Origin of the sequence: Methylobacterium ajmalii (assembly GCF_036448855.1) — a bacterium.
GTDB classification, from domain to species: domain Bacteria; phylum Pseudomonadota; class Alphaproteobacteria; order Rhizobiales; family Beijerinckiaceae; genus Methylobacterium; species Methylobacterium ajmalii.
This window is the reverse complement of record NZ_JAZFXT010000041.1, coordinates 1-15,520: the sequence shown is the minus strand read 5'-3', so window position 1 is coordinate 15,520 and position 15,520 is coordinate 1. Positions and strand designations below refer to the sequence as shown.

Here is a 15,520-nt window from a genome sequence, read left to right as displayed (position 1 = left end):
CCGCATTCCCCTCGTGCTCGGACAATAACCTGTTAACCGCGGGAATGAGGCGGGATTGCGGGAGCGCGGCCGGCATGGGACCGGCCTTTCGGCTAAGGGACGACAACCACGCCCCCAAATGTCCCCGGAGGACCACGCCATGCCGCGCCTGCTGCCCGCTCTTCTTCTCGCGCTCCTGCCCGCGGCCGCCTGGGCCGGTGCGGCCCTCGCCGAGGACCGGCTGCCGACGATCCCGCCCGCGCAGTACGGCCCGGAGCAGAAGCAGGCCGCCGAGGCGTTCGAGGCCGCCCGCAAGGTGCCGGTCTTCGGCCCGTTCGAGCCGCTGATGCACTCGCCCGAGGTGATGACGCTTGCCCGCTCGATGGGCGACTACCTGCGCTACAAGCCGAAGATCGGCACCACGCTGTCCGAGCTCGTGATCCTGGTGAATGCCCGCCACTGGACGCAGGACTACGAGTGGTACGTCCATGCGCCGATCGCCAGGAAGGTCGGCATCGCCCCCGAGGCCATCGCGGCGATCCGCGACGGCCGCCGCCCGACCGGCCTGCCTGAGGACCAGGAGACGGCGTACGACTTCACCGTCGAGCTCCTGCAGAACAAGCGCGTCTCCGACGCGACCTTCGCGCGGGCCGAAAAGCTCTTCGGCAAGCCGGGCGTCGTCGATCTCACGGCGGTCAGCGGCTACTACACCTTCCTGGCGATGGAGCTGAACGTCGCCCGCTACCCGCTGCCGAAGGACGGCACGCCGCTGCCGCGTCTGCCGGAGTAGCGGCTCAACCCGAGCGCCGCGCCAGGGCGAGGAACGCCTCCACCTCCGCCTCGGCGGTGGAGAAGGCGGTGATCAGGCGGATCATCCGCTCGTCCTCGCGCACCGCCTCGCCCGCGGGCAGGCTGCGGCTCGCCCAGTCGTAGTAGAGCGCGCCGCCCTCCCGCAGGGCGGCGTCGAGGCGGGCGGGCAGGATCGGGAAGACCTCGTTGCCCTGGACCGGCCAGGCGAGGCGCACGCCGGGGAGCCCGGACAGGCCGGCGGCGAGGCGGGCCGCCATCCGGTTGGCGTGGCGGGCATTGGCGATCCAGTGGTCGTCGCCGAGATAGGCGTCGAGCTGGGCGGCGATGAAGCGGCCCTTCGACAGGATGTGGCCGGCGCGCTTGCGGCGGAAGTCCAGCGTCTCGGAAAGATGGGGGCGGAAGACCAGGATCGCTTCCGCGGCGAGCGCGCCGTTCTTGCTCGCCCCGAAGGACAGGATGTCGATACCCGCCCGCCAGGTCATATCGGCCGGCGTGCACCCGAGCGCCGCCAGCGCGTTGGCGAAGCGTGCGCCGTCCATGTGGACGGTGAGGCCGTGCGCATGGGCGATGCGCGAGAGCGCCGCGATCTCGTCGACCGTGTAGACCTGCCCGCTCTCGGTGAGCTGCGACAGGGTGAGGGCGCGGGGCGGCATCTGCTTCACGTGCCGGGTCAGCCCGCCGAGGAACCGGTAGAGGGTCTCGGGCGCGATCTTGCCGCCGGCACCGGGCAGGCCCTGCAGCTTGGCGCCGTGGGTGTAGAATTCGGGCGCGCCGCACTCGTCCTCCATGACGTGCGCTTCCTCGTGGCAGAGGCACAGGCCGAAGGGCGGCACCATCACGGAGAGCGCCAGCGCGTTCGCCGCGGTGCCGGTCGCGACCGGGAACACCGCGAGGTCGGGATGCTCGAACAGCGCCCGGAAGCGCGGGGTCAGGCCGAGCGTCAGCGGGTCGGCGCCGTAGGCCGGCATCGCGCCGCCGTTGTGGCGCACGATCGCCTCCAGGATCGGCGCGCTCGCGCCCACCACGTTGTCGCTGGCGAAGTTCATCGGCCTGAAGGCTCCCCCGGTCGCGAGCCGGGCCCGCGGGCGGCCATCATGGCCGGTGCCGAGGGTCCGCACGAGTCGTCCCGGCTCATGCCGGTCATGCTTTGCCGGGCGGACTGTGCGGCATTCGACAGGGGAAAGATGCGCGGTTCCGGGCGAATTCGGCGTTTCGTTGCGACCCGGGATCGCGAAACGCAAGAAAAGCACAAGCCCGGACGGAATGGGCTCTTGCTGGACCGATTGAAATCTGGCAGGTTCCCCGAGTTAGGACAGTACCGCTGTCCCATTTTCCCGGCCGGGCTCCGTGCCCCCGGGTCGCAAGGGCGCTGGCTTGTGGCTTGCACGACGGCCAAACGAGATACCAAACGCGCCGCCATTCGGGCGGTGCGGGCGCACGCGGGCTGACACCAGCCTGCCGGGCGCTCGCGAGGTGCGGGCGCTCCCTTCGCGAGACGCGACCGACCCTCCCGCGGACTGAAACAACACGAGGCGGCGGCCGCGCCCTCGGCCCGCACGCCCCTGCGGCGACCCTGCGTCGGCCGCGCCACTTCGCCCGCTCGGGAAGCGGGTATAACTCGCCCCGGACCGGGCCTGCCTCGTCGGCAGGCGCGTCGGTCCGTGCGGCGGGCAGTCCCTTCACGGCCGGCGCGCGACGTGGCGCACCTGCCGCCTTCGACATGAACGAGCGCGCTCGCCCGCGAGCCTAATGGGAGATGAGACCATGAGCGGCACGGATCAGTCGCGGTCCCGGACCGGGACCCAGCACCCCTCCCGCGGGCAGGCGGTCCCCGCCCTCGTCGTGCGCGATCCGGCCCTGCCGGCGCGCCAGGGCCTCTACAACCCGGGCAACGAGAAGGATGCCTGCGGCGTCGGCTTCATCGCCGACATGCACAACCGCCAGACCCACGCCATCGTGCAGCAGGGCCTGCAGATCCTGGAGAACCTCGACCATCGCGGCGCCGTCGGCGCCGACCCGAAGATGGGCGACGGCTGCGGCATCCTGGTGCAGGTCCCGCACGGCTTTTTCGCGGCGGAGGCCGAGCGCCTCGGCATCAAGCTGCCGGAGGCCGGCCATTACGGCGTCGGCCAGCTCTACATGCCGCGGGACGAGGAGGGCTTCCAGCTCGTCGAGAAGATCGTCGAGAAGGCGATCGCCGACGAGGGGCTGGCGCTGCTCGGCTGGCGCGACGTGCCCGTCGACCCGAGCGACCTCGGCGAGAGCGTCAAGGCGAGCGAGCCGCGCCACCGCCAGGTGTTCATCGGCCGCCCGGCCTCCAGCGCCGACCAGGACGCCTTCGAGCGCCGGCTGTTCCTCGTCCGCAAGGTGATCTCGAACGCCGTCTACACCCTCAAGGACGAGCGGCTGAAGGAGTTCTACCCGGTCTCGCTGTCCTCGCGCACCATCGTCTACAAGGGCATGGTGCTGGTGAACCAGCTCGGCCACTACTACCTCGACCTGAAGGACGAGCGCTTCGTCTCGGCGCTGGCGCTGGTGCACCAGCGCTTCGCCACCAACACCTTCCCGACCTGGCGCCTGTCGCACCCCTACCGGATGGTGGCCCACAACGGCGAGATCAACACGCTGCGCGGCAACGTGAACTGGATGGCGGCGCGCCAGGCCAGCGTCGATTCGGAGCTGTTCGGCAACGACATCTCGAAGCTCTGGCCGATCTCCTACGAGGGCCAGTCCGACACCGCCTGCTTCGACAACGCGCTCGAGTTCCTCGTGCAGGGCGGCTACCCGCTCGCCCACGCGATGATGATGCTCGTGCCGGAGGCCTGGGCCGGCAACCCGCTGATGAGCGAGGAGCAGCGCGCCTTCTACGAGTACCACGCCGCCCTGATGGAGCCGTGGGACGGCCCGGCCGCGCTCTGCTTCACCGACGGCCGCCAGATCGGCGCCACCCTCGACCGCAACGGCCTGCGCCCCGCCCGCTACCTCGTCACCGATGACGGGCTCGTCGTGCTCGCCTCCGAGATGGGCGTGCTGCCGATCCCGGACGAGAAGATCGTCTCGTCCTGGCGCCTGCAGCCGGGCCGGATGCTGCTCATCGACCTCGAGAAGGGCCGCATCGTCTCCAACGAGGAGATCAAGAACGAGCTCGCCGCCGCCCACCCCTACAAGGAGTGGCTGAAGCGCACCCAGATCGTGCTCGAGGACCTGCGTCCGGTGCAGCCGCGCGAGTCGCGCACCGACGTGTCGCTGCTCGATCGTCAGCAGGCCTTCGGCTACACCCAGGAGGACCTCAAGCTCCTGATGCAGCCGATGGCCGTGACCGGCCAGGAGGCGGTCGGCTCGATGGGCTCGGACACGCCGCTCTCGGCGCTCTCCGACAAGCCGAAGCTCCTCTACACCTACTTCAAGCAGAACTTCGCGCAGGTGACGAACCCGCCGATCGACCCGATCCGCGAGGAGGCCGTGATGAGCCTCGTCTCGTTCATCGGGCCGCGGCCGAACATCCTCGACCTCGAGGGCACCTCGCGCAAGAAGCGCCTCGAGGTGCGCCAGCCGATCCTGACCAACGCGGACCTCGAGAAGATCCGCTGCATCGGCCACTTCGAGGACCGCTTCGACACCAAGACCCTCGACATCACCTATCCGGCCGAGACCGGCGCGCAGGCGATGGAGGGCGCGCTGGACCGTCTGTGCGACCGCGCCGAGGCGGCGGTGCGCGGCGGCTACAACATCATCGTGCTCTCGGACCGCGCCGTCGGCCCGGACCGGATCCCGATTCCGGCCCTGCTCGCCACCGCGGCGGTGCACAACTACCTGATCCGCAAGGGGCTTCGCACCTCGGTCGGGCTCGTGCTCGAATCCGGTGAGCCGCGCGAGGTGCACCACTTCGCGTGCCTCGCCGGCTACGGCGCCGAGGCGATCAACCCCTATCTCGCCTTCGAGACGCTGATCGCGATGAAGGACGAGCTGCCGCCGGAGCTGACCGACGACGAGATCGTCTATCGCTACATCAAGTCGATCGACAAGGGCCTGCTCAAGGTGATGTCCAAGATGGGCATCTCCACCTACCAGTCCTATTGCGGCGCGCAGATCTTCGACGCGATCGGGTTGAACTCGGCCTTCGTCGAGCGCGACTTCTTCGGCACGGCGACCACCATCGAAGGCATCGGCATGGCCGAGGTCGCCGAGGAGACGGTGCGCCGCCACCGCGACGCCTTCGGCGACGCGCCGGTCTACCGCACCGCCCTCGACGTCGGCGGAGAGTACGCCTACCGCCTGCGCGGCGAGGCCCACACCTGGACGCCCGACACCGTCGCGACGCTCCAGCACGCCGTCCGGCTCAACCTGCCCGAGCGCTACCGGGCCTTCGCCAAGATGGTGAACGAGCAGGAGAACCACCTCAAGACGATCCGCGGCCTGTTCCGGATCAAGAGCGCGGCGGAGCTCGGCCGGACCTCGGTCGAGATCGACGCGGTCGAGCCGGCGGTCGAGATCGTCAAGCGCTTCGCCACCGGCGCGATGTCCTACGGCTCGATCTCCAAGGAGGCGCACGAGACGCTCGCGATCGCCGTCAACTCCTTCGGCGGCCGCTCGAACTCGGGCGAGGGCGGCGAGGAGCGCGAGCGCTTCCGCCCGCTGCCGGACGGCCGCTCGCGCCGCTCGGCGATCAAGCAGGTGGCCTCGGGCCGCTTCGGCGTCACGACGGAATACCTCGTCAACGCCGACATGATGCAGATCAAGGTGGCGCAGGGAGCCAAGCCCGGCGAGGGCGGCCAGCTGCCCGGCCACAAGGTCGACGCCAAGATCGCCAAGGTCCGCCACTCGACCCCGGGCGTCGGCCTGATCTCGCCGCCGCCGCACCACGACATCTACTCGATCGAGGACCTGGCCCAGCTGATCTTCGACCTCAAGAACGTCAACCCGGCGGCCGACGTGTCGGTCAAGCTGGTGGCGGAGGTCGGCGTCGGCACGGTGGCGGCCGGCGTCGCCAAGGCGCGCGCCGACCACATCACCATCTCGGGCTTCGACGGCGGTACGGGTGCGGCGCCGCTCACCTCGATCAAGCACGCCGGCGGTCCCTGGGAGATCGGGCTCGCCGAGACCCAGCAGACGCTGGTGCTCAACCACCTGCGCGGCCGGGTGGCGCTCCAGGCCGATGGCGGCATCCGCACCGGCCGGGACGTGCTGATCGCGGCCCTGCTCGGCGCCGACCAATTCGGCTTCTCGACCGCGCCGCTCATCGCGGCGGGCTGCATCATGATGCGCAAGTGCCACCTCAACACCTGCCCGGTCGGCGTCGCGACCCAGGACCCGGTCTTGCGCAAGCGCTTCAAGGGCACGCCCGAGCACGTCATCAACTACTTCTTCTTCGTCGCCGAAGAAGTCCGCGAGCTGATGGCGTCCCTCGGCGTGACGAAGCTCGACGAGCTGATCGGCCGCTCGGAATACCTCGACAAGCTCGCGGCGATCTCGCACTGGAAGGCCAAGGGCCTCGACTTCACCCGGCTGTTCCACAAGCCGGACGTGCCGGAGACGGTGGCGCTGCGTCACGTCGAGACCCAGAAGCACCCGATCGACCAGGTCCTCGACCGTCGCCTCATCGCGGCGATCGGCGACGCGATCGAGACCGGTGTCGCGGTGACCGTCGAGGACACGATCCGCAACTCCGACCGGGCCGCGGGCGCGATGCTCTCGGGTGCGGTCGCCAAGGCGCACGGCCACGAAGGCCTGCCGGACGACACCCTGACGGTGAAGCTCACCGGCACCGCCGGCCAGAGCTTCGGCGCCTGGCTCGCCGCCGGCGTGACGCTGAGCCTGACCGGCCACGCCAACGACTATGTCGGCAAGGGCCTGTCGGGCGGCAAGCTGATCATCCGGCCCACGGATGCGCTGGGCTCGCCGTCGGACCGCACCATCATGGTCGGCAACACCGTACTGTACGGCGCGATCGCCGGCGAGGCCTACATCCGGGGCGCGGCGGGCGAGCGCTTCGCGGTCCGCAACTCGGGCGCCATCGCGGTGGTCGAGGGCATGGGCGACCACGGCTGCGAGTACATGACCGGCGGCGTCGTCGTGTCGATCGGCGAGACCGGGCGCAACTTCGCGGCCGGCATGTCGGGCGGCATCGCCTACGTGCTCGACGAGGACGGCTCCTTCGCCAAACGCTGCAACCTGTCGATGGTCGATCTCGAGCCGGTCGAGGAGGAGGACGAGTTCATGCGCCGCTTCCACCAGGACGGCGACCTGGAGACCAAGGGGCGCATCGACATCCTCGAAAACATGTCGGGCCACGACGAGGAGCGCCTCGTCGGGCTCATCAACAACCACCTGAAGTATACCGGGTCGGTGCGCGCCAAGGCGATCATCGACAACTGGGAGACCTACCGCACCAAGTTCGTGAAGGTGATGCCGGTCGAGTACCGGCGGGCGCTTCGCGAGATGGAGCGGGCCCGGATGCCGGTGGCGGCGGAGTAAACCGCCTGTACCGAAGGCCGCGCGGCGAAACCCTCCCCCCTCTGCGGGGGAGGGTGCCCCGCGGAGCGGGGCGGGAGAGGGGACGACGCTTCCGGAGAGGTCGCGCGCTCGATGAAGGGCGCCACCTCAATCAGCGTCGCGCTGCCCCTCTCCCGGCCTGCTCCGTAGGCCACCCTCCCCCGCAGAAGGGGGGAGGGTTGAGGGCGAGCCTGATCTACGATCGGAGACAGGAGAACATCGCGGTGAAGGTCTACGGCGACATGATGTCGGGCAACTGCCTGAAGGTGCGGTACGTCGCCGATCACCTCGGGCTCGCCTATGACTGGATCCCGGTCGACATCATGAAAGGCGAGAGCCGGACGCCCGAGTATCTCGCCCGCTTCCCCGCCGGCCAGGTGCCCGGCGTCGAGTTCCCGGATGGACGCTGCCTCGCCCAGTCGAACGCGATCATCCGGTATCTCGCCCGCGGCTCCACCCTGCTGCCCGATGATGCCTGGACGCAAGCCAAGATCGACGAGTGGCTGTTCTGGGAACAGTACAACCACGAGCCGACGATCGCGGTCTGCCGGTTCCACATGCGCTACCGGGGCGAGCCGGCCGAGACCCGCGACCCGAAGAAGGTGGCCGGCGGCGAAGCCGCCCTCGACCGGATGGAGCGACACTTGACCACCGCCGCGTGGTTCGTCGGCGATGCCGTCAGCATCGCGGATGTCGCCCTCTTCGCCTATACGCAATTCGCCGACGAGGGCGGATTCGACCTCTCGGGCCGGCCCGCGATCCGGGCCTGGCTCACCCGCTGCGGGGACGCGCTCCCCACATCCGCCACCGTCGCCGGGGTCGCTTAAGACCCGCCGCCGGCCCGATCACTCCACGAACTGAGCACTCACCCGATGGGCAAGGTCACAGGCTTCCTCGAGTTCGACCGGCAGGAGCAGAAGTATCAGCTCGCGGCCGACCGCGTGCGCCACTTCCTCGAATTCACCCTGCCGCTCGACGAGCACGACCTGAAGAAGCAGGCGGCGCGCTGCATGGATTGCGGCATCCCGTTCTGCCACGGCCCGACGGGCTGCCCGGTCCACAACCAGATCCCCGACTGGAACGACCTCGTCTTCAACGCGGACTGGGAGGAGGCGGCGCGCAACCTGCACTCCACCAACAACTTTCCGGAATTCACCGGCCGCATCTGCCCCGCGCCCTGCGAGGAGGCCTGCACCCTCAACCTCGAGAACCAGCCGGTCGCGATCAAGACCATCGAACAGGCGATCGCCGACAAGGCCTGGAGCATGGGCTGGGTGGTGCCCGAGCCCGCCGCGGTGAAGACCGGCAAGAAGGTGGCGGTGATCGGCTCGGGGCCTGCGGGTCTCGCGGCGGCCCAGCAGCTCGCCCGCGTCGGCCACGACGTCCACGTCTTCGAGCGCGAGCCGAAGGCCGGCGGGCTGCTGCGCTACGGCATCCCCGACTTCAAGATGGAGAAGCGCCACATCGACCGCCGCGTGCGGCAGATGGAGGCCGAGGGCGTTCAGTTCCATTACGGCGTCAATGTCGGCGTCACCCGCTCCTTCGCCAGCCTGCACGGCGAGTTCGACGCCGTGCTGTTCGCCGGCGGCGCCGAGGCCCCGCGCGATCCCGGCTTGCCCGGCCAGGAGCTCGAGGGCGTGCACTTCGCCATGCCCTACCTCGTCCAGTCGAACCGCCGCGTCGGCCAGGAGGCCGCCACGGCCGAGGAGCCGATCCTCGCCGCCGGCAAGAACGTGGTGGTGATCGGCGGCGGCGACACCGCGTCGGACTGCGTCGGCACCGCCTTCCGCCAGGGCGCCCTGTCGGTCACCCAGCTCGACATCCGCCCGCGCCCGCCGGAGCGCGAGGACAAGCTGACCGTGTGGCCCTACTGGGCGACCAAGATGCGCACCTCGTCGAGCCAGGCTGAAGGAGCCGAGCGCGAGTTCCAGGCCGCGACGCTGCGCATCGAGGGCAACAAGAAGGGCAAGGTGAAGGGCGTGGTCTGCGCCCGGGTCGACGAGTCCCGAAAGCCCATCGCCGGCTCCGAGTTCCTGCTGCCCGCCGACCTCGTCTTCATGGCGATCGGCTTCGCCGGTCCTGTCGCCCAGGGCCTCGTCGAGGAATCGGGCGTGGCCCGCGACAAGCGCGGCAACGTCCAGGCCGACGACGTCCAGTACCGCACCTCGACCGACAAGGTCTGGGTGGCGGGCGACATGCGCCGCGGCCAGTCCCTGGTGGTCTGGGCGATCCGCGAGGGCCGTCAGGCCGCCCGCTCGATCGACGAGGCGCTGATGGGGACGACGACCCTGCCGCTCTGAAGCAGGATTTCCTGCTCGGGACTTCTCGGCGGGGCCCCGCCCCGTCGGCCCGATGCGCTGCTGCCGATCGCGGGATCCGCTCCGTCCGGGGCGGGTCCCGTCGTCGTTTCGGAACCCCGCGAGCCGAGGGTGGTCGACCCCGCCCAGCCGGATGCCGCAGGGATCGGTACGCGGTGCCATCCTTCTTATATCTATTCTAATTCACGCAGTGGAAGGCGAGTTATCCACTGGTACGAACACTATCGAAGATGCCTCGATGCCACACCAATGGCGATTGCGACCGGGGCTGGAATCGTTCCAGATCTTGCCTCTACATGGCGATTGATTGCCGACGGGCGAGCGCCTAACGCCGCCAGGAGATCATCGTCTTCCCTGGTAGGTTCCCGTGCGCCCAACCCCTCGTCCCGCCGGCCGGCACCGGTCGTCGCTCGTCCTCGCACTGCTCGCGGGCGCGGCGCCGGTCCTGGCCGGCAGCAGGGCGACGGCGCAGGAGGCGGGCGAGGCCATCGCCCTCGATGCGATCACGGTCGCCGGCGCCCCGGCCTTCCGGGAGACGGCCATCGGCCCGGTCCAGGGCTACCGCGCCACCCGCAGCGCCACCGCGACGAAGACCGACACGCCCCTGCGCGACGTCCCCCAGACCGTCAACGTCGTGCCGCGCGAGGTTCTGGTCGACCGGGCCGAGACGCGGCTCGCCGATGCCTTGTTCAACGTCAGCAACGTGCAGCCGGGCGGCACCATCCAGGGCCGCAGCGACACCTTCATCATCCGCGGCTTCCGGACCCAGACCTACGCCATCGACGGCGTGTTCATGAACCAGGCCAACACCTTCTACCCGGTCCAGCGCGACCTCGCCGACGTGGAACGGATCGAGGTGCTGAAGGGCCCGGCCTCGGTGCTCTACGGGCGGGGCGATCCGGGCGGCGTCATCAACATCGTCACCCGCCAGCCGAGCCTGGCGCCGACGGCGGATGCCAGCATCCAGGCCGGCAGCTTCGGCTTCCGGCGGGTCCAGGCCTCGGCCTCCGGGGCCGTGCCGGGCACCGACGGGCTCGCCGCCCGCCTCAGCTTCGGGACGCAGGTCGACCCGACGTTTCGCGAACTCGCCGGGCGCGACAATTCCCGGTTCTTCATCGCGCCGGCCTTCAGCTGGAACCCGAGCCCGGACACGCGGGTCACGTTCATCGGCGAGTTCACCCGCCAGGACACGGTCTACGACGAGGGACTGGTCGCCCGGAACGGCCGCGTACCACTCGACAACATCTCGCGCTACTACGGCGAGCCGTTCTCGCGCTACAACGCCAATGCGAATTTCGGGACGTTGAAGGTCGAGCACGACTTCAACGAGCACCTGATGCTGCGCCAGGTGATCAACGCGCAGGGGGGCAGCTTCGACGCGATCGCGGCCCGGGCCAACGGCGTCTCGGCCAACGGGCTCACGCTCACCCGCCGCACCACGGCCACCACCTCGACCTACGCCGCGGTGGACAGCCAAACCGAACTGGTGGCGAAGTTCGACTGGCTCGGCCTGCGCCACACCGCGCTCCTCGGCGTCGAGTACGTCAACGGGTACCGGCGGGCGACCACCACGCAAGGTCCGCTCGCCTCGGTGAGCTTCCTCAATCCCGTTCCCGGCCTCGCGCTGCCGGGCACGCTGTCGCTGCAGAGCGATCTCAAGCAGAAGACCGAATTGACCGGGCTCTACGCCCAGGACCAGATCGACCTCGGCTACGGGCTGCAACTGCTGCTCGGCATCCGCTACGACACCGGCTCGCAGTTCTATTTCAGCCGCACGCCGGCCTCGACGGCGATCCCGCCCGAGCAGCAATTGTCCGGCGTGTCGCCGCGGGTCGGGCTGATCTACCGGGTCGCCGAGCCGCTGGCGCTCTACGCGAGCTACACCACCTCGTTCAAGCCGCAGACCGCCAACGTCTTCGGTGCCGCCAGTCCGCCGCCGGAGACCGGCGAGCAGGTCGAGGTCGGCACCCGGTTCGAGTTCTCGCCGGACCTGAGCCTGACCGCCTCGGTGTTCGACATCACCCGCAACAACGTCGCGGCGAACGATCCGGTCAATACCGGCTTCTCGATCATCACCGGCCAGCAACGCTCGAAGGGGGTCGAGGCGGATCTCGCCGGCACGATCCTGCCGGGCTGGAAGGTCATCGGCGGCGTCGGCTACACCGATGCCCGAGTGACACGCGATACCGCGATTCCGGTCGGCAACCGCCTCGACGGCGCCCCCCAATTCAGCGGCAGCGTCTGGACCACCTACCAGTTCGACGAGGGGTTCTGGCGCGGCCTCGGGCTCGGCGCCGGCGTGACCCATGTCGGCTCGCGCTTCGGCGACATCACCAACACCTACAAGGTCGGCGCCTATACCCGTGTCGATGCGGCGGTCTTCTACGACCTCAACGAGCACGCCCGGTTCTCGCTGAACCTCAAGAACCTGACCAACGCGCGCTACATCGAGGCGCCGTTCAACCAGTTTAACAACATCCCGGGCGCACCGTTCTCGGTGCTGGCAACGCTCACGGCGCGGCTGTAGCGGCCGAGCCCGATAAATCGATGATATGGTAGCAGGCTCCGCTCCATATGAGTTTTTTAAATCCACTCCGGGTCATTTTCAAATATGATGCTAAGTGTCTCCTTTTTGGACAGAGTCCACTCCGAACATTGTTGATTGTCGTAGGAAATTTATGACGATTCATCTATGGCGCAGGGCGTTCGACTGGTGTCCGACGCGACGTTCGCCCCCCGGACCCCGTCAGCCTGCCGCCTGTCACAAGCGCAACGTTCCGGGAGTTTCAACTCGGATCGAGATCCTGCCGGAGTTGTTATGACCCAAGATTTTTCAGAAGCCTTCGACGAATTCAACGTGACATTGGTTGCCGGTCGGTTCGGATGGAGCGACCTGACGATCTACACACGGGGAAGTACCGTGGAATGCCGTGTGTCCGCCGTATTTTCCTGTGTGTATGATTGCCTGATCGAGTTCGGCGAAGCGTTGATCGACGCGCGGCCTTGCAATGTCCGATTCTTTGACGAGCCCGGTGGTCACGCTTGGCGGCTGACGCCGATAGCCAGCCGGCTGCATATGATGCGCTTTCAAGTCTACGAGTTAGATGGTCATTATGTCGACGGCGACGCGCAGCGGACCGACCTGCGCCTGAAGATCGATTTCGTCGTCAAGCGTCAGCAACTGGCTACGATGTTGGTTGGTGAGCTTTGGAAATCAGCCATGCTTTTTCACGAGCCATCGTACCAGCAATCTCGGGAACGGTTTCCATACGAAGACTATCAGCGGCTTTTGCGCCGATGGAACGATTGGATGTCTATTCGAGGACGACTGCCGGATTCCAGTAAATTATAGAGTAAGGTAAAAAATTTTTGATTAAATTAACATTATAATTTGTATTGATTTATTTGTATGATCTTATCGATAATTACAATCAGCGTAAAACAATACAAAATTATTTAATATATTTCGCATCGTATTTTAAGTGCGCAGTTGCATTGATTTGTGGTTCGACGTTAGCGCTGCCGCATCGTTCGATTCCGGGGATGAGAAGAGGAGCTCTCTATTAGAGCGGAGATTCTCCTGATCTGGCTCAAGGGGCTCGCTTCGTATATTTCCCCTTGAGCAGCGAGTCCTTCCTCACCCCCGCGGCCAGCGGAAATCGTCGGCCCGGCCCGGCTGGGGCGGGGGGGCGACGCCGCGGGTCAGGCTGCGCTCCAGGGTGTAGCCGGTGTCGCGGTCGATCCGCGGCCGGCCGGTGACGAGCTGGCCGTTGGGCGCGACCTCGGTGCGGGTCAGCGGCACCACCGGGCCGGCGGCCGGCTTGACCGGGAGCGTCGGGATGCCGGGCGGCTCGGGCAGGCTCGGCAGCATCGCGGTGATCAGCCGGTCGATCGCCGCGTCGTCGTCGAGCTTCGCGGTACCGGCGGCCGGCGGCGGCGCCTCGGGGCTCACGGCCGCTACCGCCTCGGGCGGGGTCGGGGTGCCACCCTTGGCCTCGATCAGCCGCTTGATCTCGACGTCGGCAAAATGCGCCGCCTTGCGGGCACCGGCCTGGGTGAAATGCACGCCGTCGGCGGTGCGCAGCTTCGCCTGCTGGCCCTCGAGATCCGGCCCGGTCGCGGCGTAGCGGTTGTTCTCGTCGACGAAGGCGGGCCAGATGTCGACGTAGACGCCGCCCGCCCGCTGCACCCGATCGCGAAAGATTTCGTTGAGCGAGGTGATGTCGGCCGAGAGGGTGTCGCTCTTCATCGGCGGCTCGCCGACCCACACCACCGGCACCTTGCGGTCGGAAAACACCTTGAGGAGCGCGTCGACCCGGTCGCGGTAGAGGGTGCGCCAGCGCTCGCTCAGCGGCTCGACGGACTGGTCGCCGTCGCGCAGGGGCTGGCGGTCGTTGGCGCCCACCATCACCACGGCGTAGGAGACCTTCGGGTTGGTCTTGAGATAGTCCTCCGCCGCCTTCGGCCAGTCGACCACGTCCTTGCGCACGAGGCCGCTGTCGCCCTTGGCGCGGCGGATCACCGCGACGTCGGGCGAGGAATCGTAGACGGTGTCGAGGCCCTGGCCCAGCAGCTCGGCGAGGGAGTCGCCGAACACTGCGATCTGGGTCGCCGGGTCGGTCTTCGGCTTCGGGGCTGCGGGACGGGCCACGACCGGGGCCGGGCGGGGCTTGGGTCGCTGCACCGAGCGGCCCTCGCGGCTGTGGACGACCTCGCGTTCGCGCCGCGGGCGGGGAGTGCGGTAGGCGCCGCGCGGGGCGGGCTGCCCGTAATCCTGGGCCTGGGGTGCCGCGGCCGGGCGATCCTCCCACGGCCAGTAGAACTGGCGCTGCGGCTCGGGCGCGGGGCGATAGCCGGGATCGCGCCGGCGATAGCCGTAGCCGCCCTCGACGGGGCGGCGCGGGGCGTAACCCTCGTCGTAATATTGCGCCTGGGCCGGGCCCGGCGCGGCGAGGCCCGCCAGCAGGCCCCATAGGACGAGCCGCGACAGCGTGCGTCCCGCCGGCCAACCCATCCGCATCGTCCTCGACCGCATCGTCATGGGTTCGAATATAGCGCGGGCGGCCGCTCCGGCCCATCCCGCGGCCCCGGGCCTTCGCGCGACCGTTCCGTCAAGGTTACCGAGGCGGGAAGACCAGTGTAAAACCTCCGTTCAGCATCGCGGCAAGTCGTCGTCATGCGAAGGCGGAGTCGGCTGCGCCGACGACCGGCCGTTAAGCGGCCCGGGCCGAAGGTCTCTGCGAACGAGCGACCGATCCCGAACATCGTCGCCGCAGGACAGGCGAGTGCTCACATGGTGCGGACCCTACGCCGGCTGGGATTCCAGGCTGCGCTCGTCGCCGCGATCGGCTCGGTCGCGCTGCTGGCCCGGGGCGGCCGGGAGGCTGCGGCGTTCACGCTGCGGCCCGGCCTCGATCCGGTGCCGCTCGCCGCGCCGCTCGCCCGGCCGGTCGTCCCGGAACCGCCGCCCGGCATGCGGGTGATCCTGCCGCTGCCCTGGGCCAACGGCAGCGCCATCCTGGCGAGCGAGGCCCTGGCGGCCCGGTTCGAGCGGTAAGATCAGCGGTTCGCGGTCACGACCGGCGACACCGCCCGGCCGAGGGAGACCCAGCGCATCGACTCGTCGGCCTCGCGCTTGATGTAGGTGTAGCCGGTCTTGTGCCAGGGCAGCACGGCGCTGGTCTTGTTGTCGAGGACGAGGTCGCCGCGGTCGGTGCGCAGCATCAGCACGGCGTGGCCCTCGCCCTTGTCGTCGATGACGACGGTCATCCGCATCGCCCGGCGGGGCAGGCCAGCCTGGGCCAGCAGCTTGCGCTTGAGGAGCTGGAAGTCCTCGCAATCGCCCGAGCCGTCCTCGGCGAGGTCCCAGCGGTCCGGCACGCCCCAGTGCTCCTGGTCGGTGACGGCGCGCAAGCTGGTGT

The 15,520-nt window shown here is 68.7% G+C and carries 10 protein-coding genes; 7 read left to right on the top strand and 3 right to left on the bottom strand.

Translation table 11 applies throughout. From position 1 onward, the window contains the following. The first annotated feature begins 139 nt into the window (after positions 1–139). The gene (locus V3T34_RS17370) at positions 140–769 is read left to right on the top strand and encodes a carboxymuconolactone decarboxylase family protein (protein ID WP_305079481.1); all 630 of its coding nucleotides are present in this window, start codon (positions 140–142) and stop codon (positions 767–769) included. Between the two features lie 4 nt (positions 770–773). On the opposite strand, the gene V3T34_RS17365 is transcribed toward V3T34_RS17370, so the two are convergent. Beyond that, the gene (locus V3T34_RS17365; RefSeq protein ID WP_305079480.1) at positions 774–1,835 is read right to left on the bottom strand and encodes a threonine aldolase family protein; all 1,062 of its coding nucleotides are present in this window, start codon (positions 1,833–1,835) and stop codon (positions 774–776) included. 718 nt (positions 1,836–2,553) lie between these two features. On the opposite strand from V3T34_RS17365, the gene gltB reads away from it, so the two are divergent. The 5 genes from gltB (at position 2,554) to V3T34_RS17340 (ending at position 12,951) form a co-directional block, all read left to right on the top strand. After that, positions 2,554–7,263, top strand: a complete 4,710-nt coding sequence (gltB, locus tag V3T34_RS17360; protein WP_305079479.1) for a glutamate synthase large subunit — start codon at positions 2,554–2,556, stop codon at positions 7,261–7,263. Positions 7,264–7,505: 242 nt separating this feature from the next. After that, positions 7,506–8,108 carry a glutathione S-transferase family protein gene (locus V3T34_RS17355; protein ID WP_305079485.1) on the top strand — a complete coding sequence of 201 codons (603 nt, stop codon included), beginning with the start codon at positions 7,506–7,508 and terminating at the stop codon, positions 8,106–8,108. A 45-nt stretch (positions 8,109–8,153) separates the two neighbouring features. Continuing rightward, on the top strand, positions 8,154–9,581 hold the full coding sequence (locus V3T34_RS17350) for a glutamate synthase subunit beta (protein WP_060848458.1): 1,428 nt from the start codon (positions 8,154–8,156) through the stop codon (positions 9,579–9,581). 385 nt (positions 9,582–9,966) lie between these two features. Then, positions 9,967–12,126: a TonB-dependent siderophore receptor gene (locus V3T34_RS17345; RefSeq protein WP_305079478.1), complete on the top strand. Its 2,160-nt coding sequence runs from the start codon at positions 9,967–9,969 to the stop codon at positions 12,124–12,126. A 291-nt stretch (positions 12,127–12,417) separates the two neighbouring features. Further along, positions 12,418–12,951 carry a hypothetical protein gene (locus tag V3T34_RS17340; RefSeq protein WP_305079477.1) on the top strand — a complete coding sequence of 178 codons (534 nt, stop codon included), beginning with the start codon at positions 12,418–12,420 and terminating at the stop codon, positions 12,949–12,951. Between the two features lie 285 nt (positions 12,952–13,236). Here V3T34_RS17340 and V3T34_RS17335 read toward each other — a convergent pair whose 3' ends face one another. Beyond that, a complete protein-coding gene (locus tag V3T34_RS17335) occupies positions 13,237–14,619 on the bottom strand; it encodes a DUF459 domain-containing protein (protein WP_407942724.1) in 1,383 nt (460 codons plus the stop codon). Between the two features lie 273 nt (positions 14,620–14,892). Here V3T34_RS17335 and V3T34_RS17330 point away from each other — a divergent pair, with 273 nt between their 5' ends. Further along, positions 14,893–15,156 carry a hypothetical protein gene (locus tag V3T34_RS17330; protein WP_305079475.1) on the top strand — a complete coding sequence of 88 codons (264 nt, stop codon included), beginning with the start codon at positions 14,893–14,895 and terminating at the stop codon, positions 15,154–15,156. A gap of 2 nt (positions 15,157–15,158) precedes the next feature. On the opposite strand, the gene V3T34_RS17325 is transcribed toward V3T34_RS17330, so the two are convergent. Beyond that, on the bottom strand, positions 15,159–15,520 hold a 362-nt coding region (locus V3T34_RS17325), incomplete at its 5' end, for a transglutaminase-like cysteine peptidase (RefSeq protein ID WP_305079474.1).